This window comes from Nostoc punctiforme PCC 73102 (assembly GCF_000020025.1).
Taxonomy (GTDB): domain Bacteria; phylum Cyanobacteriota; class Cyanobacteriia; order Cyanobacteriales; family Nostocaceae; genus Nostoc; species Nostoc punctiforme.
This window is the reverse complement of record NC_010628.1, coordinates 225,942-246,022: the sequence shown is the minus strand read 5'-3', so window position 1 is coordinate 246,022 and position 20,081 is coordinate 225,942. Positions and strand designations below refer to the sequence as shown.

The 20,081-nt window shown below is 41.5% G+C and carries 16 protein-coding genes and 3 pseudogenes; 5 read left to right on the top strand and 14 right to left on the bottom strand.

Annotated elements, in window-relative coordinates; genetic code table 11:
* Positions 1 to 450: 450 nt before the first annotated feature.
* Positions 451 to 768 (bottom strand): hypothetical protein, encoded by a 318-nt coding sequence (locus NPUN_RS01010; RefSeq protein WP_012407010.1) that lies wholly within the window; start codon positions 766 to 768, stop codon positions 451 to 453.
* 347 nt (positions 769 to 1,115) lie between these two features.
* Between NPUN_RS01010 and NPUN_RS01005 the strand changes: the two genes are divergently transcribed.
* Positions 1,116 to 2,198, top strand: coding sequence for a class I fructose-bisphosphate aldolase (locus NPUN_RS01005; RefSeq protein WP_012407009.1), 1,083 nt, complete (start codon positions 1,116 to 1,118; stop codon positions 2,196 to 2,198).
* Between the two features lie 82 nt (positions 2,199 to 2,280).
* Here NPUN_RS01005 and NPUN_RS01000 read toward each other — a convergent pair whose 3' ends face one another.
* Both NPUN_RS01000 and NPUN_RS38185 read right to left on the bottom strand, forming a co-directional pair.
* Complete coding sequence (locus tag NPUN_RS01000; RefSeq protein ID WP_083782294.1) at positions 2,281 to 2,868, bottom strand: ribonuclease T2 family protein; 588 nt, start codon at positions 2,866 to 2,868, stop codon at positions 2,281 to 2,283.
* Between the two features lie 218 nt (positions 2,869 to 3,086).
* Positions 3,087 to 4,369 (bottom strand): annotated as a pseudogene (locus tag NPUN_RS38185) (ISNCY family transposase).
* A 504-nt stretch (positions 4,370 to 4,873) separates the two neighbouring features.
* Here NPUN_RS38185 and NPUN_RS00985 point away from each other — a divergent pair.
* The gene (locus NPUN_RS00985; protein WP_012407008.1) at positions 4,874 to 6,040 is read left to right on the top strand and encodes a pyridoxal phosphate-dependent aminotransferase; all 1,167 of its coding nucleotides are present in this window, start codon (positions 4,874 to 4,876) and stop codon (positions 6,038 to 6,040) included.
* Positions 6,041 to 6,155: 115 nt separating this feature from the next.
* On the opposite strand, the gene NPUN_RS00980 is transcribed toward NPUN_RS00985, so the two are convergent.
* A complete protein-coding gene (locus NPUN_RS00980; RefSeq protein ID WP_012407007.1) occupies positions 6,156 to 6,614 on the bottom strand; it encodes a DUF3592 domain-containing protein in 459 nt (152 codons plus the stop codon).
* A 261-nt stretch (positions 6,615 to 6,875) separates the two neighbouring features.
* A complete protein-coding gene (locus NPUN_RS00975) occupies positions 6,876 to 8,063 on the bottom strand; it encodes a glycosyltransferase (RefSeq protein ID WP_012407006.1) in 1,188 nt (395 codons plus the stop codon).
* 142 nt (positions 8,064 to 8,205) lie between these two features.
* On the opposite strand from NPUN_RS00975, the pseudogene NPUN_RS42915 reads away from it, so the two are divergent.
* Positions 8,206 to 8,440 (top strand): annotated as a pseudogene (locus NPUN_RS42915) (protein kinase domain-containing protein); the annotation flags it as partial.
* A 312-nt stretch (positions 8,441 to 8,752) separates the two neighbouring features.
* On the opposite strand, the gene NPUN_RS00965 reads toward NPUN_RS42915, so the two are convergent.
* Both NPUN_RS00965 and NPUN_RS00960 read right to left on the bottom strand, forming a co-directional pair.
* Positions 8,753 to 10,930, bottom strand: a complete 2,178-nt coding sequence (locus tag NPUN_RS00965) for a beta strand repeat-containing protein (protein WP_012407005.1) — start codon at positions 10,928 to 10,930, stop codon at positions 8,753 to 8,755.
* A gap of 300 nt (positions 10,931 to 11,230) precedes the next feature.
* Entirely contained in the window at positions 11,231 to 12,451 is a 1,221-nt protein-coding gene (locus NPUN_RS00960; protein WP_012407004.1) for a sensor domain-containing diguanylate cyclase, read from the bottom strand.
* A gap of 203 nt (positions 12,452 to 12,654) precedes the next feature.
* On the opposite strand from NPUN_RS00960, the gene NPUN_RS00955 reads away from it, so the two are divergent.
* Positions 12,655 to 13,551, top strand: coding sequence for a transposase (locus tag NPUN_RS00955; RefSeq protein WP_234710955.1), 897 nt, complete (start codon positions 12,655 to 12,657; stop codon positions 13,549 to 13,551).
* A 41-nt stretch (positions 13,552 to 13,592) separates the two neighbouring features.
* On the opposite strand, the gene NPUN_RS00950 is transcribed toward NPUN_RS00955, so the two are convergent.
* Entirely contained in the window at positions 13,593 to 13,916 is a 324-nt protein-coding gene (locus tag NPUN_RS00950) for a hypothetical protein (RefSeq protein ID WP_012407003.1), read from the bottom strand.
* 288 nt (positions 13,917 to 14,204) lie between these two features.
* Between NPUN_RS00950 and NPUN_RS00945 the strand changes: the two genes are divergently transcribed.
* A complete protein-coding gene (locus NPUN_RS00945; protein ID WP_012407002.1) occupies positions 14,205 to 14,558 on the top strand; it encodes a hypothetical protein in 354 nt (117 codons plus the stop codon).
* Between the two features lie 21 nt (positions 14,559 to 14,579).
* On the opposite strand, the gene NPUN_RS00940 is transcribed toward NPUN_RS00945, so the two are convergent.
* The 6 genes and pseudogenes from NPUN_RS00940 to NPUN_RS40265 all read right to left on the bottom strand — a co-directional run bounded on the left by NPUN_RS00940 (position 14,580) and on the right by NPUN_RS40265 (position 20,045).
* Positions 14,580 to 14,810 (bottom strand): DUF6737 family protein, encoded by a 231-nt coding sequence (locus NPUN_RS00940; RefSeq protein ID WP_012407001.1) that lies wholly within the window; start codon positions 14,808 to 14,810, stop codon positions 14,580 to 14,582.
* A gap of 261 nt (positions 14,811 to 15,071) precedes the next feature.
* Positions 15,072 to 15,737 (bottom strand): TauD/TfdA dioxygenase family protein, encoded by a 666-nt coding sequence (locus NPUN_RS00935; RefSeq protein WP_234711025.1) that lies wholly within the window; start codon positions 15,735 to 15,737, stop codon positions 15,072 to 15,074.
* Positions 15,674 to 16,841, bottom strand: a pseudogene (locus NPUN_RS39940) (IS630 family transposase). The gene NPUN_RS00935 and the pseudogene NPUN_RS39940 overlap by 64 nt, the downstream one beginning before the upstream one ends.
* Positions 16,842 to 16,893: 52 nt before the next feature.
* Positions 16,894 to 17,301 (bottom strand): TauD/TfdA dioxygenase family protein, encoded by a 408-nt coding sequence (locus NPUN_RS00920; protein ID WP_234711024.1) that lies wholly within the window; start codon positions 17,299 to 17,301, stop codon positions 16,894 to 16,896.
* Between the two features lie 389 nt (positions 17,302 to 17,690).
* Positions 17,691 to 19,727 (bottom strand): NAD-dependent DNA ligase LigA, encoded by a 2,037-nt coding sequence (ligA, locus tag NPUN_RS00915; protein ID WP_012406999.1) that lies wholly within the window; start codon positions 19,725 to 19,727, stop codon positions 17,691 to 17,693.
* A 99-nt stretch (positions 19,728 to 19,826) separates the two neighbouring features.
* Complete coding sequence (locus NPUN_RS40265) at positions 19,827 to 20,045, bottom strand: hypothetical protein (RefSeq protein WP_148220229.1); 219 nt, start codon at positions 20,043 to 20,045, stop codon at positions 19,827 to 19,829.
* Between the last annotated feature and the right edge of the window lie 36 nt (positions 20,046 to 20,081).

Below are 20,081 nucleotides of genomic sequence, written 5' to 3'. Positions count from 1 at the left end.
AAAAGTAGGCACAAAGAACTAGTAGTTAGAAGTGTTCTGTCCCAGTTAAGCATTATTGTTGATACCTCTGTAATATAAGGATTATTTTTATACAATAATGCAAAATATATTTTATGTAAATTTAAGGTTTACAAAAGTACTACAAAATAAAGTGCGAAATGGTATTAGCCATGCAAGTTAAGTAGATACCGATACGCTTGGGTTAGCCATAAAAACCTTAACCCACGTAGGTTGGGTTTCACTTCCCTACGGGACGCTACGCGAACGTTCAACCCAACCTACGGTTATTGTTAACTATCCATTTTTTCCTATTCCCTATTCTCTGCTGACGTAAGTAAATATGGCTACGCTGCGCGAACAGGAATCAAACCGGATTGCTATATAAAGAGTTTCTACCTTCTGCCTCAAAACCTATAGATTTGTACTTCATGCAAAAGAAAACTGCTGTATTTACAGTTTGTACTGGCGTAATTGATCTACTATATATTCTTCTAGTTCTTGTTTTTCTCTGTTACTCGCATTTCGTTGATAAGTTCTTCCTGTTTCTTGCATAAACTTACGTTTCTCGGTTGGAGAAGATTTGAGTTTAGCTCCAGATGCTTGCATCTTCTGTTGTAATTCTTCCCAAGTCTTCTCACCGACGCTTTCACCTAGTTTTACCAGTACCTTTGGTAGTAATATTTTTGCCTCTCTTTGAAAATCCTCTTCTGTTTCAAGGGAAGCTAAATCTATATTGCTGAAGTCGATATCGATTTGAAACTTACTCATAGACTTGTATTTGTTCTTTTAACGATTATTACAACAATGGGAATCTGCGGAGATTACTTCCCGACCTTTTTGTTGTCAGATGATAACTATCAGAATTGAAATATATCAAATTATCAGTCTGCAATTCACAGAAATCCTCAAAAGCACGATTTTTTATTTGTGTATCATGGTTCAAATCATGGTTATATCTCAGATAATCATTGATTTTATCAATTTTTAAAGAATGATTTAAGACTTTTATCTCAAAAGGAATATATATCTAGTTAATGCAACTAAAACCAGGTTACGAGTATTAAAAATGCTATCTTAAAGGCAAGGTCATTTGCTCAATTTTTGAGGAAAACACTATGACTACAACGCTCATAGAGTCTAGTTCTATCGAGTCATTACTAGGTAAAGAGGCTGAAGACCTGCTTACCTACAAAGCAAAGGTTTCTCAGAATTTACTACACTTGCCGGGGCCAGACTTTGTAGATCGAATCTGGATCAACAGCGATCGCAATCCTCAAGTATTGCGTAATCTCCAGCTACTTTATTCTACTGGTCGTCTGGCAAACACAGGTTATCTCTCGATTTTACCTGTAGACCAAGGGATTGAACATTCTGCGGGTGCGTCTTTTGCGCCCAATCCAATTTACTTTGACCCAGAAAATATTGTCAGATTAGCGATCGCCGCAGGTTGCAATGCTGTTGCTACCACTTTAGGAGTATTGGGTATAGTTTCGCGCAAGTATGCTCACAAAATTCCCTTCATTGCCAAGATCAATCACAACGAATTGCTGACTTTCCCCAATCAATTTGACCAGGTATTGTTTGCTGATGTGGAACAAGCTTGGAATTTAGGGGCGGCGGCAGTAGGTGCGACAATCTACTTTGGTTCAGACCAGTCTACCAGACAGATTCAGGAAATCAGCAAAGCTTTTAAACGCGCCCATGAATTAGGGATGGCGACTATTCTCTGGTGCTATCTGCGGAATAACGCCTTTAAACAAGATAAAGATTATCACCTTGCGGCTGACCTCACCGGACAGGCGAATCATTTAGGTGTGACGATTGAAGCTGATATCATCAAACAAAAGTTACCCGAAAATAACAATGGTTACGGTGCAGTTGCCAAAGCCAGTGGTAAGAGTTACGGCAAAACAGATGAGCGCGTTTATACAGAACTGACAACCGATCACCCAATTGATTTAACTCGTTACCAAGTACTAAATTGCTACTCTGGGCGCGTAGGGTTGATTAATTCTGGTGGTGCGACTGGTAAGAATGACTTTGCCGAAGCAATTCGCACCGCCGTAATCAACAAACGCGCTGGTGGTTCGGGATTAATTTCTGGGCGAAAGACCTTCCAGCGTCCTTTTGAGGAAGGTGTGAAGTTATTTCATACCATTCAAGATGTTTACTTATCGCCAGATGTGACAATAGCTTAAAAAGTGGGGAAATGAGGGAATAGGGGGCAGAGGGAGCAAGGAGGAAATAACCATTCCCCATTCCCATTCCCCATTCCAAATTTTATCTAACATTTCTCACTAAGAAATCTGGTTGACCACAACTTTTTCGCGATCGCTTCAAAATCTCGGCACTACAAATACCAGGTTCACCGTTTTTGGAATAACAAAAGAAGACTTCTTGTAAAAACCTTCCCGAACCAGAACAGAAAGGTGCTACACCATCAGCAGTAATTTTATTATTAGCACTCACAAATGAATTTTTAAAATTTGTAATTGTGGTACGCAAAGGTTTATTGGGACGATTATAAGCTGCGGGAATAGCGATCGCATCTTTTAAATTTTTACTCAATCCCAAGTATTCCGCAGGAGTTTTCCCCGAACAAGTACCATGTTTTTCCCATTCATGATCGTAAAGTTTATTACTAGGATACAAATTGGGAAACCGTTGCTTTACTTCCGACGGTAGTTTTTGCGTGGAACAATTAGCAGGATAACCAGTTTGGTACTGTGGCCACAAACCATGTAATACAAAACCAAGTTTCCTTCCAGAACCGCACTGCTGCGGGTCACGGGTACCATTTTTTGCACAATAATCCGGCGACCAGGAGAGTGTCAGTACATAAAAATCAAATTTACCTGGAGTCAGCAATTCTCATTATGAGAATGGTTATCAATATGTTAAGAGCGAAACTAACCGATGAAGCCTGGGAGACGTTGAGAATTCTGCTGAATGATAAATTTGAACTAGGAGTGGCTACTTCAAACAGATTTTTAGACACAATGAACTACCAAGTAATACATGGCAATTCAAGCTAATTCCATGTATTACACGGAGTTGTAAGTATTCTCAAAAAGTAAGATGAATTTTCAGCTTGTGTTGGGATGAAATTCTAATTCCAGTCCGTGGATCATAAAGTTAAGCAGACTTTCCCAACTATCAAAATAAAGATAACGAGTTAAGGCGCGTAAATCATCAAAGAAGGTCTTGCGTGTTGGTAAATGCTGGCGGATAAATTGGTATTTCTCATCTATAATGTCAAGTAGAGTATGAAACAGAAATGCAAGGATATTAAAGGTTGCTAATAGGGAGGATAAATGCGTTTTCCCATGTCCGAAATTATGTTCTAAGTTGTAACCTTTGGTTTTAAGAGTGTTATTATTTTCGTTTTCTATTTTCCATCTGCTGCGACCATCTGACACAATCGCCTCAACATTAATATCTGTGATTCGATGATTTGTCGCAAAGGTATTTTGTAGATTATAGTCCCATCAGAGCGAGTAATGGCCAATTCACACCAGTTTACTAATAAAGCATCCTCGCTATTCCGTAAAGGAATTTGGTTGACATAACGGTAGGTATAAATCTCATAGACTTTGCCCTTCCAATGTTTGACACTAAATGTATCAAGGGGCATTCCTTCTAACCATTCATAAAGTGTTTTATGGGATTTAGACCGACACACTAGAATGAAATTTAGTTTTTCTTGTAGTAATAATTCACATAAAGGTTGATGGCAATAAAGATCATCTCCTAAAATGGTAATACCAAGAGATGCATACTGTTTGGCATATTTCTGAATCCAACGTTTTGCTGCCGCATTCTCACAATCCTGCTTTTGATATCCGTCTTGAGGGACAACAAAACTCTGGTATTAACGGGATTACTTGAGAATTACTAGGACAAACAATTACTGGTGTCACCACCAGTATGAAAATACTGAGTTGTTCCGTTTTTAAAAGTTCTGCTCGAACAGTGTTCACAGTGAATTTCATTGGAGCAAAAATATTCTGTTCCATCTAGAGCTATCAGCAAATTATTTTTAAAAGAACGAAATTTTGATAAGTGTTTACCATTCTCTAATGCTTTGAAAATCTTGGTAAACACCGGAAACCACAACGGTTGGTTCTATCTCATCAAGTAAATCTCGGATATGGTTATCGCTTGGAATTTGGTGTACCCCAAACAAGCTTTGAGCATTATTATGTCCCTTACTATGTGCCATTGACCTTTGATGGGCAAGAAAAGAAGGACTCTGAGTAAAAAATATGGAGAATGCGCTTAATGCTGCATCACTCATTTGATAGCGTTTGTTTTTGCCTGTTCGCTTATCAGGTAAATCTTTCAGGATTGACTGAAAGTATTGTACTATTTCGTCAAAAATTCCTGGCTGATTCAAAAAAGCTCCTGCGTTCGCGAGTATTGAGATACAAAAACCATACCTTTAACTGAAAATTTTGCATAGATGCTAATGATAGTTATAATCATTCTCATGATGAGAATTGCTGACCTGGAGTACCGCGATTTTGAGCAATGGCAGCATTAGGTATAAAAAGATTAGTAATTAACAGAGAAGATGTAATTAAAAGTTTCTTAATCTGCATAAAAACAGTTACTTTGCACTAAAAATCAAGTTATATACGATACATTGCTAAGAGTCAATAATCAAGGTTCAAATAAGAGGTAGGGGGCAGGGATAGGGAGCAGGAAGACAAGGGGGACAAGGAGGAATTATTGAACAAGTCTCTCTCTTGTCTCCCTTGTCTCTTCTTCATGTTCAATGCCCCATTGCCCAACGAATTCAGAAAAAGCAAATCTCGGTAATGATTCTGGGATATCCTTAGATAAGTGAAAGATTTGCCAAAATATAGTAAGAATGAAGCTGGCAGCAAGAGTAAGTCAGGTAACACCTTCATTGACCTTAGCGATCGCAGCCAAGGCTAAGGCACTGAAGGCAGAAGGAATAGATGTTTGTAGTTTTAGCGCTGGAGAACCAGATTTTGATACCCCAGCGCATATTAAAGCCGCAGCAGTCAAAGCTTTGGATGAAGGCAAAACCAAGTATGGTGCAGCAGCCGGAGAACCAAAGTTAAGGGAAGCGATCGCCCATAAGCTCAAAAATGATAACGGTCTTGATTACAAGTCGGAGAATGTCATCGTCACTAATGGCGGTAAGCATTCTCTGTACAACTTGATAGTGGCGTTAATCGATCTAGGCGATGAGGTAATTATCCCTGCACCCTACTGGCTAAGTTATCCCGAAATGGTGACTTTAGTCGGTGGAGTTGCAGTAATTGTACCCACAGATGCCACGACGGGTTATAAAATTACTCCCGAACAACTCCGTAAAGCAATCACCCCCAAAACAAAGTTATTTATCCTCAACTCTCCATCTAATCCCACAGGGATGGTTTACACGCCAGACGAAATCAAAGCACTGGCGCAGGTAGTAGTTGATGCAGATATCTTTGTCGTCTCTGATGAGATTTACGAAAAGATCCTCTACGACGGTGCAGAACATATCAGCATCGGTTCTCTTGGAAAGGAAATTTTTGATCGCACTTTGATCAGTAATGGGTTTGCGAAGGCTTATTCTATGACTGGTTGGAGAATCGGCTATTTAGCGGGGCCAGTGGAAATTATTAAAGCAGCAAGTACCATCCAAGGGCATAGTACATCTAACGTGTGTACCTTTGCTCAATATGGTGCGATCGCAGCGCTACAAAGTTCTCAAGATTGCGTCGAAGAAATGCGCCAAGCCTTCGCCAAACGCCGACAGGTAATGCTAGACAGACTCAATGCCATTCCCGGATTGAGTACCGCAAAACCAGATGGCGCGTTTTATCTGTTCCCTGATATCAGCAAAACCGGTCTAAAATCCCTAGAATTTTGTGACGCTTTGTTGGAAAAACATCAAGTTGCAGTCATTCCTGGAATTGCTTTTGGCGCTGATGACAACATTCGCCTTTCCTACGCTACAGATATGGCAACCATTGAAAAGGGAATGGATAGGTTAGAGAAATTTGTCAAGTCACGTATTTAGTTGTCATTTGTCATTTGTGAAGAGAACTTATTAACTCTTCAATTTCTTACTCCACCTTTTCAACTCAGAACTGGTGGAGTTTATTTTCAAGCCTCAAATTAGTTCCCAAAATACTTTACTTAGAACTTATCAAACGCGGAAAGGACTTGATGAGTACAACTCCTCCAACCAAGGCAAAAATTGATCCTAAGCCAGTTAACATAACAGGTAAAAACCATAAACTTAGCCAAGATTTTATCATGGCAGAATTTGGCTTTTCAGGACTGTATAATATTTCTACCTGCTGACCTTTAGTAAACTCTGGTGGATTGCTGCCTGAATTTGATTCAAAAACCGTTGTTTCCCCAGAACGGGCGGTAAATTCTATTACTGGATAGTAGGCATAAGAAGAACGACCTTTTTTATCAGTTGATGAACGTTGCACCAAATCGATGATTGTCCCTTGTGCTGGTATTGCTGAGGTAATAAAGGAACGAGTATTCAATGCAATCATGATGCCCGTAACGGCAATTATGCTGCCAACACCGCCGAATATTGAACCAAATATACGAAAGAACTTTGTATCTTCATTCATAAAATATTGAAAGGTTTACTATAGCTAAAAGTTTAGATTGAAAATTTTAGGTTGATATTTTCAGATTAGATAACAATCGGGGAGAAGTAGGGGAGGCAAATTTTAAGGCTATCACGCCACAATGCAAACAAAATTTGGTAACAGAGGTGAAATGAGGTCATCTGTTGCAAATAATGTTGACACTAATTTTAGAACAGCTTTTTTTCGGCGATCTTTCCCCCATACTCCCCACTCCCTGCTCCCCTGCTCCCCTCCATGCCTCTACATCAACCCCATCTCTTGCAACCCCTGGCGTAGTCTCTTTGCCTCTTCGGGATTATATCTTTCATGAAGAGCGATCGCTTTTCTAAAAGCTGTTAAACTCTCTTGATGATTGCCAACTTTGAGCAACACTACCCCTAAATTTTGATAGGCTTCGGCATAGTTGGGATTTAAAGTGATTGCATGTTGATAATATACGATCGCATCTGTAAATAAACCCAAAGCCTTAAATGTCATCGCCAAATTATAATGTCCAAATACAAAATTAGGGTCAATTTTCAAAGTTGTGGCGTAAGCTGTTTTGGCACCGTTGAAATCTCCTGCTGCTTTGAGTAAGTTACCCAAGTTGTTGTATGCTCCTAATTTGAGCATGGGATAAATTGGCAATTTGATCGCAGCTTTATAGTGAGAAATCGCCTGTGGGGATTTTTGTAAGCGACTGTAAGCAATGCCTAAATGATAGTGGAGTTCATATAAAATATCGTAATTTTCTTCAGCAACGCTGATTCCATGTCTGAGCAACTCCATACCTTCGGTAATTTTCCCCGTTTCTACATACAATGCCCCTAATTTACTGCAAACATAAGGGTCATCGGGATGAGTAGCAAGAAACCCTTCCATCGCGGTAGCTGCTTTGGCATATTTGTTATTTTGAGCGATCGCACTTTTTTGATATCCTGTGTGTACAAGTGCGACCCCAGGTAAATAACCTATTTGCCAATGAGGTTCTTTATTTACAATTGCTGACACGCTATCATCCACTAAGGCATGGTAAGGACGGTCAAAACGAATATCTGGATGATTGCGGAACAGTCTGGAAACCAAAGAATAGGGAGATTGTTCAGCACCTACTTCCTGGCGAACGAGGTTGATGAGCAGGTATTCATCTCTGGCGATCGCCTCTCGCAATTGCGGTACAATGCCTGGAGTCAAAGTTTCATCAGCATCTAAGACCAAAACCCAATCACCAGTAACATATTTTAAAGCTGCATTACGGGCAGCACTGAAGTCATTAGACCATTTAAAATGATGAACTTTTGCACCGAGTTGTTGGGCAATATTGGGAGTGCGATCGATTGAGCCTGTATCCAAAACTACCATTTCATCCACAACTTTTCTGACACTGTTCAGGCATTTAGGCAGTGTTGCGGCTTCGTTTTTCACAATCATGCACAGACTCAAACTCATAAGTTAAAAATTGGGAATTGGGAATTGAGAATTGGGGATTGGGAATTACCAAGAGGAGAAGGGGACAACGGGAAAGACTTTTTGCAAGATTCTTACTCAAATCATCTTGTCACCTTGTCCCTTATTCCTTGTTTCCCCCCTCAGGGATATCAAGTTGGCTAATATTTGGCGGGGAACATCAGATAACAAGATAGTACTAATTGACTTTGGGGCTGTCAAACAAATTAGTACTCAGATGTCTAATTCTCAACGACAAACAACTTTTACCGTAGCCATTGGTACTCATGCGTTATATGCCAAGTGAACAAGCTAATCGCACTCCACAATTGAGCAACGATATCTATGCAGTGGGAATTATTGGTATTCAAGCCTTGACAGATGGATTCACGAGTATAAAAGACTCGTTAACGGAGTTCTGAGATGGATTCACGAGTATCTCAAAAATACTAATTAACTACTGAAGGGGCAGGTATAACATCGAAGTTAGTTCAATTTATGCGATCGCTGCCAGAAATTCACTTCACTCTGCCTTGGAGGATGTTTGCACAGTATTTTTTGTAATATCTAAGCTTTCTAAACCTAACCCCTTTTTTCCGTTCATTTGATTCCCAACTCCACTTGTGTATATATGTAGCTTTGAGTATGAAAGAGGGTTTTGGGGTTAGGTTTTTGATTATTGAATCGATGTTCTAGACGATAGTGAAATTAGCGGTACTCAACGTCGTGGTATTTATTCCAGTCAGTGTTGCCAAAACTTCATCAGTAGCAGTAACGATAATTTTGTTACCAGAAAAACTGAGTTGACCGAAGCTCAGACCACCAGACAATCCAATTAAGTCAGTACCTTTGGTGAAGTCAGTAATTTTATCACCACCTTGTGTTGCAGCTAAGATAAATATATCTTTGCCATTGCCACCTGTGAGGATATCCTTACCAAAACCACCAGACAATCTGTCATTACCATTACCGCCATCAAGGATATCGTTACCATTACCGCCAACTAGGATATCATTACCATTACCACCCAAGAGGGTATCATCACCATTGCCGCCATTGAGGGAATCTCTGCCATTACCGCCATTGATGTAGTCATTACCAGGAGTGCCGTTTATATGGTCGTTGCCCTTGCCACCAAAAAGGCGAGCGCCCACTTCCACAGTAACTTTAGCAGTACTAGTTAGTTGACCATCGGTGATGGTGTATTTAAAGGTAGCTGCACCACTAAACCCTCTAATTGGAGTAAATAGGATGAAGTCATCTGCCGAGTTATTGGGAGTGTGGTTATCTTTGAGTACCGCAGTCCCATTGGTTGCACCACTAACACTAGTGATTTTGAGACTGTTGCCATCGATATCGCTATCGTTTGCTAGTAGAGTGTTTACTTTAATACAAAAGGCAGTATTTTTGGCAGTCGTAACAGTATCATGGATGGCAACTGGCGCGTTATTGATCGGTGTTTTTGTACCAAAGATTACATAGCTCTGCCCTGCACCATCAGATGCACCAAGTGCGCCAACAATCAAGTCGTCGATTTTATCCCCGTTGATATCACCAGCAGCGCTGACTGAGATGCCTGAAACATCATTATCCTTAATACCGTTGATGGCAAAGCCCTTGCTAGGGTTGAGTGTGGAGAGGTCGAGCGTGGAATCAAAGCCGCTACTCCTGCCAAACACTACATAGCTCTGCCCAGCAGCAGATAAGGCAAAAGGTGCGCCGATAATAAGGTCAGCGATATGGTCGCCATTGACATCTCCAGCAGCGCTGACCGAGAAGCCTGAGATATCATTTTCATTAATGCCTTTGATAGCAAAGCCGTTGCTGCCGTTGAGGTTCGAGAGGTTGAAGCTGGGACTAAAGCCGCTACTGTTGCCAAACACCACATAGCTCTGCCCTGCAACAGAAGCAGCATTGTATGCACCAATAATTAAGTCGTCGATGCCATCATTATTAACGTCTCCAGCATTGCTAACTGAGGCACCAAAGAAGTCATTGGCATTGCCATTAATGACAAAACCGTTGCTGCCATTGAGACTAGACAGGTCGAAGTTCGCACTAAATGCACTAGTCTTACCAAACACCACGTAGCTCTTTCCAGTACCCTGTGCGCCAATAATTAGATCGGCGATACCATCACGGTTAACATCCCCAGCATTACTAACTGAGTTGCCTGATGAGTCGCTGCCATTGCCGTTGATGGCAAAGCCATTGCTGCCATCCAAGGATGAGAGGTCGAGATTGGCACTAAAGCCTTTAGTGCTACCAAACACTACGTAGCTCTGCCCTGCACCCGATAAGGCACTGGGTGCGCCAATAATTAGGTCGTCGATACCGTCACCGTTAATGTCCCCGGCATTACTAACTGATGTGCCTGATGAGTCTGAGATGCCATCTGAGTTTCGCCCATTAATACCGTTAATGGCAAAGCCCTTGCTGCCATCCAGGGATGAAAGGTCAAGGTTGGCACTAAAGGCGTTAGTGCTGCCAAACACTACGTAGCTCTTTCCGGCACCCAAAGCTGCACCTGATGCACCAATAATTAAGTCGTCGATACCGTCACCGTTGATGTCCCCAGCATTACTAACTGAGTTGCCTGATGAGTCACTGGCACTGCCGTTGATAGTAAAGCCTGTGCTGCCATCCAGGGATGAAAGGTCGAGATTGGTACTAAAGGCGTTAGTGCTGCCAAACACTACGTAGCTCTTTCCGGTACCTGGTGCGCCAATAATTAGATCGTCGATGCCATCATGGTTGATATCTCCAGCATTGCTGACAGAGTTACCTGATGAGTCACTAGCAATGCCGTTGATGGCAAAGCCGTTTTTGCCGTTGAGACTAGAGAGGTTGAATAATAATGTATCAGCCATGATTTTCTCGTATGTTTGTTGTTAGCAATGAACTAGATGTCAAGTTTTTAAACGAATAACATTAGCATTGGATAAAAGTTAGGTTAAGCCAATTAATTTTAAATATTTTGTTTTTTTATAATATTACTGCTGTATAATATTGCCGATACTTAGACATCATTACTCAAAAAGATGGTTAAGCTATCGCAATTTGATATATAAACAGCGATAAACAGCTTATTTTTATTAAGAAGATTATTCACCAATTTGAAATCAGCGTACTTTTCTCTAATAAAAAAAGTTATAAAAGAACACTAATCCCTACTCTTGTTGATAAATAGATTGCCGCTTGAGACGCTTATGAGCGTACATTAATTCGTCAGACCTGGCAATTAGTTGTTCTAGTGACATATTACTTCCTGGTGAGTAACGCTCTATTCCCATACTCATCGAAAGTTCATAGCTACGGTTTTGCTGTTGGTTAAAGTTGGCAATATTTATTTGCAAATACGCTTGGATGCTATCAGCATCTTTAAAGTAGCTGGAGATGAAAATAATGAACTCATCTCCACCCAAGCGAGCAACAATATCCGAGTTCCGAAAACTTTGCTTGAGTAATCGACCAGCATCAACAATCAAGGCATCCCCGATATCATGACCCAGGGTGTCGTTAATCTGTTTTAGCCCATCTAAATCAATGAAGATCACCCAGCACAACAATCTCATGCGGTGAGCAATTTTCAACTGTTGTTCAGCCATTACGAAGAAGCCACGTCGGTTATGCAAACCTGTTAGATCGTCGGTCAGCGATAACTGTCTTCCTTCTATCTCTGATTGTTTACGGTTGCGAATTTCTTGAATGAGTTCCATCTGAGCGATCGCTTGCCGAGTTAAGCGGCGCAGTGCATCCAACTGCTGGTAACTTAGCTGACGAGGAACAGTGTCCATCACACACAACGTCCCTATTGGAAAACCATTAGGCGTAACTAGTGGCGCACCAGCGTAAAAACGAATTTTAGAATTACTTTTGACTAGAGGATTGTTCGCAAAGCGATCGTCCTTCATAGCGTTGGGAATTACTAATATATTCTCTGGGTGCAGAATAGCATGGGAGCAAAAAGCCGACTCTCTGGGCGTTTCTCTAACTTTTAGTCCAATGTTAGATTTAAACCATTGGCGATCGGCATCCACTAAGCTAATTAAAGCGATTGGAGTCTTACAAATGTAGGCAGCAATAGCAGTTAGGTCATCAAATGCTTGTTCAGGTAGAGTATCCAGAATATTGTAGTCTGCTAATGCTTTGAGCCTTTCTGCTTCATTTTTATATAGAGGGGCAACTGGTGTTTTCACAGATGAGTGTCCTCGCCTTAGCAAGGAAAGTCCGATACGCTGGAATTTTTGCAACAACCGCAGGGCTAACTCTCCAGCAACCAGGCTGCGTGATATAAATATCTCTGCAACGAAAATCAACATTCGATTGAATATACAGAAATATTGTATTGCATGATGTTCTTCATGCCTTTGGTTTGCTCTATTGTTCATATCACCCTAACTTTCACTGTGCAAATCCCCTGAGCATCTATATGCTTACAAGGTCTTCTACCCAAAGCCATGTTGAAAATTATCATTGTCAACTAAAAATTATCAAAACTTATCATACTGGCAGAGTTTCTATCAAAACTGGATATTTTTGATACTAGACTTGTCGGGAAATAAGAGAGAATAGACAGCAGTGGTAGGGAAGAATGATGCTGAATATTGAAGGTGCGCTGAAGCAAGACCGACTGTTGAGGGCATTAACTGGGTTGAACCGGAAAGCATTTGATGCCCTTTTGCCCACGTTTACCACGATGTACCTAGATACTCAACAGGCCAAGCCTCGTCAACGTGGCCTGGGTGGAGGACGCAAAGCCCGCTTACTTACAGCCCAAGACAAATTGTTTTTCATCCTTTTCTATTTCAAATGTTATCCGACCTTTGATGTGGCGGGACTGCTCTTTGATATGCATCGCTCCCAGGCACATGAGTGGATGCATCGATTGCAGCCAATATTAGAAGCGGCTTTGGGACAGAAGATGGCGCTGCCGGAACGCCATCTCGAAAGCATTGAAGCATTTTTGTCACGCTTTCCAGGAGTGCAACGAGTGATGATTGATGGGACAGAACGCCCAATTGCGCGACCTCAAGAAAGAGAACAACAACAACAGAATTACTCCGGTAAAAAGAAACGTCATACGCGTAAACACTTGGCGGCAGTTGATGAAACCAAACGGGTCTTGATCTTAAGCAAAGCACGAGAAGGCAAACTGCATGACAAACGTTTTCATGACGAAGATGACATTGCAGGTAGTGTGCCTGATGAAATTCCGATTGAAGTAGACTCGGGCTTTCAGGGATTACAGAAGCAGTATGACAATCTCCATCTTCCTCACAAAAAGCCCAAAGGGGGCAAGTTAAGTGACCTTCAAAAAACGGAGAATCGTCAATTGAGTCAATCCCGTGTAGTTTGCGAAAATGCCTTTGCTGGTGTGAAGCGCTACAACGCCGCCAGTGTCATTTATCGTAATCGGATTGAAAACTTTGATGACCATTTGATGCTGACCGCAGCAGGATTATGGAACTTCTACTTGATGGCTGCTTAAGAGAATCCCAATTACAAGACCAGCATTGCCTCACTTATCTTTTATTTCCCGACAACTCTACTGATAGTTTGTTTGGATGCAGAGAAATTCCGAGAGTTAGATTCCAACCCTCGCAACTCTCCTCCGGGTCTGTTCTTTGCCAAAGGCTGCGCGAAGGAGAGCGCCAGACAATTAAGCAGACTGACGGCAAAAATAAAAATGTGCGATCGCTTAATTTTGCAGCCCAGTCCAGATGATCTCTGCGTAGATGACTGTCCTGATTGATTTGCTTTAATCTCTAATTTTTCAAAAGCCATAGTCGATTTAACTAAAATCAAAATATCACTAGCTTTCTTGCGGTGGGCAAAATTTTTGCTTTGATTCATCTACCACTTGCACAAAAGTTATTCTGGCTGCTTAATTCTATTTTCAGTAACTTGGCTTTATAGCAATTAGTTTGGTATAAAGCAGCGATTGATACGGTTTTAGTAATCGGTTTCAGCTTTGATCCTTGATAGGAAAGTAACATAAGCCGTAGAAAACTTATCAACAAATTATGCCAGATAGATAAATTTTACTCAGATAAAAATGCACACAACATTAGCAATGCTGCGTCATCTTTACTGTGCAGATATGAAGTTACAGTTTTTAGCACAATAATAATCGAGAAAGTAATGATTACCGAAGAAGACTTAGCCCAACAATTTACCCTTATTATGGAGCAATCTCACCCAACAGTATGGGAATTACTACGCCACTGCTATATAAAAGTGCTAAATTCTAGCTTAAAAGGAGCGTGTACCGCTCACGCCAAATATATTAGGATTTACTGTCCTGACAGACTGATTGCTGCTGTAGTAGCAGAAAAAAATTTACTGATAGAAGTGGCAGAATATCTGGGTCTAGTTGAAGTTGTTTGCTTGAATGCTACAAATCTGTTGTACGATCCCAAATCGCAGATAAAAAAAGCTTATCCTCAATTGTGGTTAGATTTGATGTGGATTGTTACGCAAAAGCAAGAATTATGAAACCTAGAATTCTCTCTATAATTAGTCTTTATACGACTCTAAAATCCCACTGCGAATCATTAGTTGTGGCCAAAACAACACAAAAAATCCCATCCACATCACTATAGGGATAGAGACGAGAATGGTTAGCCAGATAGTTTTAAATAGTAACCAGCTACCACTAATGATTGTTACACCTGTGAGAACTATAGACCAGGGCTGACACCACCAAGGTTTGTAGTTCCAAGGACTTATAGGCTTTTCTTCTGACATTTCTTTTATTTAATAAAACTCCAAATTTACCTTTGACCATTTTTAGGGTCAACGATCTACTAGGGTTCCAGAGTTGAACGCAATCGCTATCAATATTATCAAGGTTTTGGTAATATTCTTCAGAAATATAACAGTACAATCCAGATCAATTTTGGTTATCGTCCACCTCCGTAGGCTCAGAAAAAATTAACAAGGGGATTTGTGCCCCTTGTTATTAACCCGCGTAGGTGGGTAAAGCCTTGTATATAAGCTTTTAACTACTTACGAAAGCACTGGTTCTGCTTCTAGCTTATCGGCTCTGCTCTTCAAGATGGTTGGTAATTCGCTGCTGAACGCTTCACCTTCAACCACTTGCGATCGGAAACCATCGGGCCCAACTGGAACGTCACCCGTGATGGTAGTGCGATAGAGTACGCGCTCAACTTCTAGATGATCTAGATCCTGTGGGGCTAAATGCGAGGTGGCGCGGTTGTCCCAGAAGGCAATGTCACCGTTGTTCCATCGGAAGCGAGTGGTGTAGGCAGGCTTGGTGATTTGGTTGAAGAACAACTCAAGCAGCAGGTCGCTTTCTTGTCGTGACACGTCAAGAATGTGCGAGGTGAAACCAGGATTCACGTACAATGCTCGTTCGCCTGTTTCAGGATGAACGCGTACTACTGGGTGAATTGAAACCAGTGGATTGGCAGCAATGCGCTGGGCGATCTTGCTATTGCTGGGCAGATTCAAACGCGCATTGAAGCGATGTTCGGCTTTCAATCCGTCTGCAAGCGCCCGCAGGGGTGCTGATAAACCCTCGTAGGCTGCGACTAAGTTAGTCCACTGTGTGTCACCACCGAAACTAGTAGTCTGCCAAGCTAACTTTGCTATGTTAAATTTGGATATAAACGCTCCATTTTTCGGCGAGCATCTTTGGTTTGAAAACCCCAATAAACACTAGCTTTTTGCTGATTACGTTTTTTCTCCCAAGCGGCAATCTCAGAAGTTAATGTTTCTGCATTAGGAATACGCCGTTCTAAACATTGGCGAGATAAAACAGATAATTCGATTTCTACCTGATTCAGCCCTTCGGGTTCGCCAGTTGCTTCAAGTCGGGGAACCCGCCCAACGCACTGGCTCACCAAGAAGCGTGTTTAGGAGTATAGTGAAACTCTAACTTTTGAATAATTCGACGTGCTTCTTCTGGTGGAAAAACTTCATATAATGCATTGGGTGTATGAATATTCAAGTTATCAACTACTAAACGAATAACATCGGCATCTCGGTAGGAAACATCTACTAAATTTTTCATTTGTTTAGCAAAATCGGCTTTAGTTCGACGTTCTGTAACTTCGATATGCCGCCATCCAGCCAAGGGTTGAAAACATGCGAATAAATTTACTGTCCCGTTACGTTTATACTCAAAATCATAACGTTCAGGTTGCTCTGGCTGTGGTGGCAAAGGAAGTCTTACTTCTTCTACTAATTGGTCTGGACGTTCATCAAAGCAGACTACAGGGCGTTTAGGATCATAAGGCTCATTGTATAAATCCAGCACATCTTCCATTCGGAAAACATATTCTGCGTTAACTTCAGGAATACACCATTGTTCTTTCAACCAAGGCTTAATTTCATTTTTTTTAAAGTTTGACGTACTGTTTCATCTGAGATTGAATCTATGATACCAACGTTCACTAAATGATCTGCTAATAATTGCATTGTCCAACGCACTCTTCCTTCTGGCGGATTAGAACAAGCTGTTGCAATCAAAAATGCTTCTTGCTTTTCATCTAATTTTTTATGTTTTGGTGGATGAACTTCATCCTTTAAAGCAAAATCTAACCCTCCAATGACAAATTTTTCTCGTATTCGTTGCACTGTTGCAACATGCGCTCTAACTATGCTAGCGATCGCTTGATCCGTTTCTCCTTCGGAAGCCATCAAAAGAATGTTTGCACGGCTTATGTTTCTTGCCTTATGCTTACCTTTCTTAATTATCGATTGCAGTTGGGAAACTTCATCTTCATTCAAGTCAACAATGTACTTTTTTGCCATGTTACACCCCGTTTTTGGCTATTTTACCAATTAGAGGTTTTACTTAGCAAAGTTACCTTGGTACACTACTAGGAACGTTAACTGCACGCAAAATCGATGCCGCAGGTGGATTGACAACTGCTATCACATCGGTATGCCAGCGACTCTCGTAGCTGGAACGCCGTAGACCATTGCGCCGTTCGTAGCGGCTGCGGTCAATTGGTAAGATTTCTGAGAAACCTTCTATCGGCTCATCTTCGTGGGGATGTGCGTAGGTCACTTCGCCAAAACGAGCCGTGAATGCAACCTGTGCAGCATGATCGATGTTCTGACCGCGAAAGAACACGACTTTCCACTTCAATAGCGCTTGACGAATTTCTTTAACTGCATCATCGTGCAAAGGGCGCGAAAGGTCTACGCCACTGATTTCAGCACCAATGAAACCAGCTACCTGTTTGACTTCAATGTGTTTGTTAGTCATCTGAATTCTCCATAGTTTGATTCATAGGGCGATGTTCACACTCGTCCGTTTCCTTTGGTATGTTGTTTGCACTTAATGGCTACATCCCAAAGGAAGCGATCGCATTTGAAAAATATTATACGTTGAACCTATCGATTTGCAGTAGTATAAAAGTATCAAATTTTAAACTGCCTAATCATCTGCACCCTATGGGCTTGCTACAGATGACTCTGGGCAACTTAGCCTTGCTTTAATTTCGCTCTTTTTATATCAATACGGTTCAGTTAAGGCTCAAACTCTTTGTCAAAGTCAACTTTTTTAACGAACCGCAGAGGCGCAGAGGAAACAGAGAGAAGAGAAAAAATGCTTAACCCAAGCGTATTGCCTTTTATATAGGGTTCCCCCTGCCTCTATTCGTTAAGCATTTCCAACAACTGCGCTTCGCTTAACTGGGTAATTCCCAAAGAGAGCGCTTTTTCTAATTTAGAACCGGCATCTTCTCCCACCACCAAATAATCTGTTTTTTTACTCACCGAATCAGTCACTTTGCCACCAGCTTTTTGAATCAAAGCCTTTGCCTCATCTCGCTTTAAGGTTGGCAATGTGCCTGTAACTACAAAAGTTTTACCTGCGAATATTTGATTACCATCACCAAATGCTTTTGTTTCTTCTGGAGCAGTTAATTGCAATCCTTCAGCTTGCAGACGTTCTATCAACCTTTGGTTGGCATCAATCCGAAACCACTGGTACACAGATTGGGCAATTTCAGCACCGATACCGTAAATTCCTTCAATATCTGATTGCTTTGCTGTCGCTAACTGTTCTACGGTGAAATATTTTTGAGTCAACAATTGGGCATTCACACTGCCAACATGACGGATGCCTAAGCCATACAATACCCTTGACCAAGGTTGATTTTTTGATTGAGCGATCGCATCTACTAATTTCTCTGCTGACTTTTGCCCCATCCTTTCTAATGCACATAACTTTTCTGCTGTCAACTCATATAAATCGGCAACGGAATGCACTAAAACTTTATCAACGAGTTGATGCACCAGCTTTTCACCTAAACCTTTAATATCCAACGCATCACGACTTACCCAATGTTCAATAGAACCTTTGAGAATCGCTGCACAGGAGGCATTGACGCATCGAGTCACCGCCTCACCTGATTCTCGCACCACTGCTTGATCGCAGACAGGGCAATGGGTAGGCATAACAAAGGGTTCAGTCTCAGCAGGACGGAGTTCTTTGAGTACCCTCACGACTTCTGGAATGATTTCTCCAGCTTTGCGGACAATAACAGTATCCCCAATGCGGATATCTAATTGAGCAATGCGATCGCTATTGTGTAAAGTCGCGCGGGAAACTGTTGTCCCCGCCAGTTGTACAGGGCGCATTTCTGCTAACGGCGTTAACGCCCCGGTTCGTCCAACATTTACAGCAATATTTTCCACACGGGTGGGCGCTTCTTCGGCGGGGTACTTTAACGCGATCGCCCAGCGAGGAAATTTCTGGGTAAACCCTAGCTGTTCCTGAAGTTTAAAAGAATTTAGCTTTACTACCACCCCATCAGTCATGTAGGGTAAATTCAAGCGTTCCGTATCCCAATATTCATAATATTTTGCCACTTCTGCGATCGAGGCACATAATTTATGGTTTGGGTTCACTTGAAAACCCATCTTTTCTAACAACTCCAACGCTTCCCATTGGGTATTAGCAATACTGGTATCATCTCTACCAGGAATGTGCAGAGTATAGCCAAAGAAAGCTAACCGCCGTTTAGCGACAATGCGCGAGTCTAATTGCCTGAGTGTACCTGCTGCGGCATTCCGGGGATTGGCGAATAATTGCTCCCCTGCTTTTTGCCTTTCCTCGTTAATTTGTTTAAATACTTCCAAAGGCAAAAACGCCTCGCCTCGCACTTCCACCCTTTCTAGAATCTCTAACCCTTCAAAATTTAAACGCAAGGGAATTGAGCGAATTGTCCGCACATTTTGGGTGATATCTTCACCCATCACTCCATCACCCCTAGTTGTTCCCCTAACTAGAATCCCATCTTGGTAGGTAAGAGCCAAAGCAGAACCATCAATTTTCAGTTCAGTGACATATTCCACCGAATCTATTTTCGGTACTTGTCGCCGCCAGCGCTGATCCCACCCTTGCAACTCATCAATATTAAACGCATTTTCCAGACTGTACAGGGGGATATTATGCCGCACCGAAGTAAACTGCGTTGCTGGTCTCTCACCCACGCGCTGAGTCGGGCTATCGGGTGCTGTCAACTCTGGATATTGAATTTCCAGTTGTTGTAATTCGCGATATAGCTGGTCATAGACTGAATCCTCCATAATTGGAGTATCTAGGACGTAATAAGCATAGCTGGCTTGTTGCAATAACTGGCGCAATTCTTCTGTGCGCTTTACTTCCGGCTTAATCTGTGTCATTAGAATAATTACAAAATATCTAGCGAATAAAATTTAAAGATATTGAAGCCTATTGTTTGGATAGCCGCAACTAACCTGTGAAATCAAGGCTTTCATGAATTAATCTTTCATATTATATTCTACCCAAATTGGATGTCTTAGTAGGCGATCGCTACAACAAGGGCAAGGAAGTACCGGATATCTTTCGGCAACTTTCATTACTAGTGATGCCAATACGGTTCGGTTAAGGGAAGAGACGCGATAAATCGCCGTCTCTACAAAGGACTGATGATTGTAAATACGGCGATTTATCGCGTCTTTGCGATCTATAACTTTCATCAAAAAACCTTATTCGAACCGTATTTAGAGTGATGC

What these genes read in the sequence shown, in the direction of transcription:
- NPUN_RS00985 (WP_012407008.1), top strand. Translation starts at nt 4,874, where the DNA reads ATGAAGCTGGCAGCAAGAGTAAGTCAGGTAACACCTTCATTGACCTTA.
- NPUN_RS01010 (WP_012407010.1), bottom strand. Translation starts at nt 768, where the DNA reads ATGAGTAAGTTTCAAATCGATATCGACTTCAGCAATATAGATTTAGCT.
- NPUN_RS00945 (WP_012407002.1), top strand. Translation starts at nt 14,205, where the DNA reads ATGATTACCGAAGAAGACTTAGCCCAACAATTTACCCTTATTATGGAG.
- NPUN_RS00960 (WP_012407004.1), bottom strand. Translation starts at nt 12,451, where the DNA reads ATGAACAATAGAGCAAACCAAAGGCATGAAGAACATCATGCAATACAA.
- NPUN_RS00965 (WP_012407005.1), bottom strand. Translation starts at nt 10,930, where the DNA reads ATGGCTGATACATTATTATTCAACCTCTCTAGTCTCAACGGCAAAAAC.
- NPUN_RS01005 (WP_012407009.1), top strand. Translation starts at nt 1,116, where the DNA reads ATGACTACAACGCTCATAGAGTCTAGTTCTATCGAGTCATTACTAGGT.
- NPUN_RS00940 (WP_012407001.1), bottom strand. Translation starts at nt 14,810, where the DNA reads ATGTCAGAAGAAAAGCCTATAAGTCCTTGGAACTACAAACCTTGGTGG.
- NPUN_RS40265 (WP_148220229.1), bottom strand. Translation starts at nt 20,045, where the DNA reads ATGAAAGTTATAGATCGCAAAGACGCGATAAATCGCCGTATTTACAAT.
- NPUN_RS00975 (WP_012407006.1), bottom strand. Translation starts at nt 8,063, where the DNA reads ATGAGTTTGAGTCTGTGCATGATTGTGAAAAACGAAGCCGCAACACTG.
- NPUN_RS00920 (WP_234711024.1), bottom strand. Translation starts at nt 17,301, where the DNA reads ATGACTAACAAACACATTGAAGTCAAACAGGTAGCTGGTTTCATTGGT.
- ligA (WP_012406999.1), bottom strand. Translation starts at nt 19,727, where the DNA reads ATGACACAGATTAAGCCGGAAGTAAAGCGCACAGAAGAATTGCGCCAG.
- NPUN_RS00955 (WP_234710955.1), top strand. Translation starts at nt 12,655, where the DNA reads ATGATGCTGAATATTGAAGGTGCGCTGAAGCAAGACCGACTGTTGAGG.
- NPUN_RS00950 (WP_012407003.1), bottom strand. Translation starts at nt 13,916, where the DNA reads ATGAATCAAAGCAAAAATTTTGCCCACCGCAAGAAAGCTAGTGATATT.
- NPUN_RS00980 (WP_012407007.1), bottom strand. Translation starts at nt 6,614, where the DNA reads ATGAATGAAGATACAAAGTTCTTTCGTATATTTGGTTCAATATTCGGC.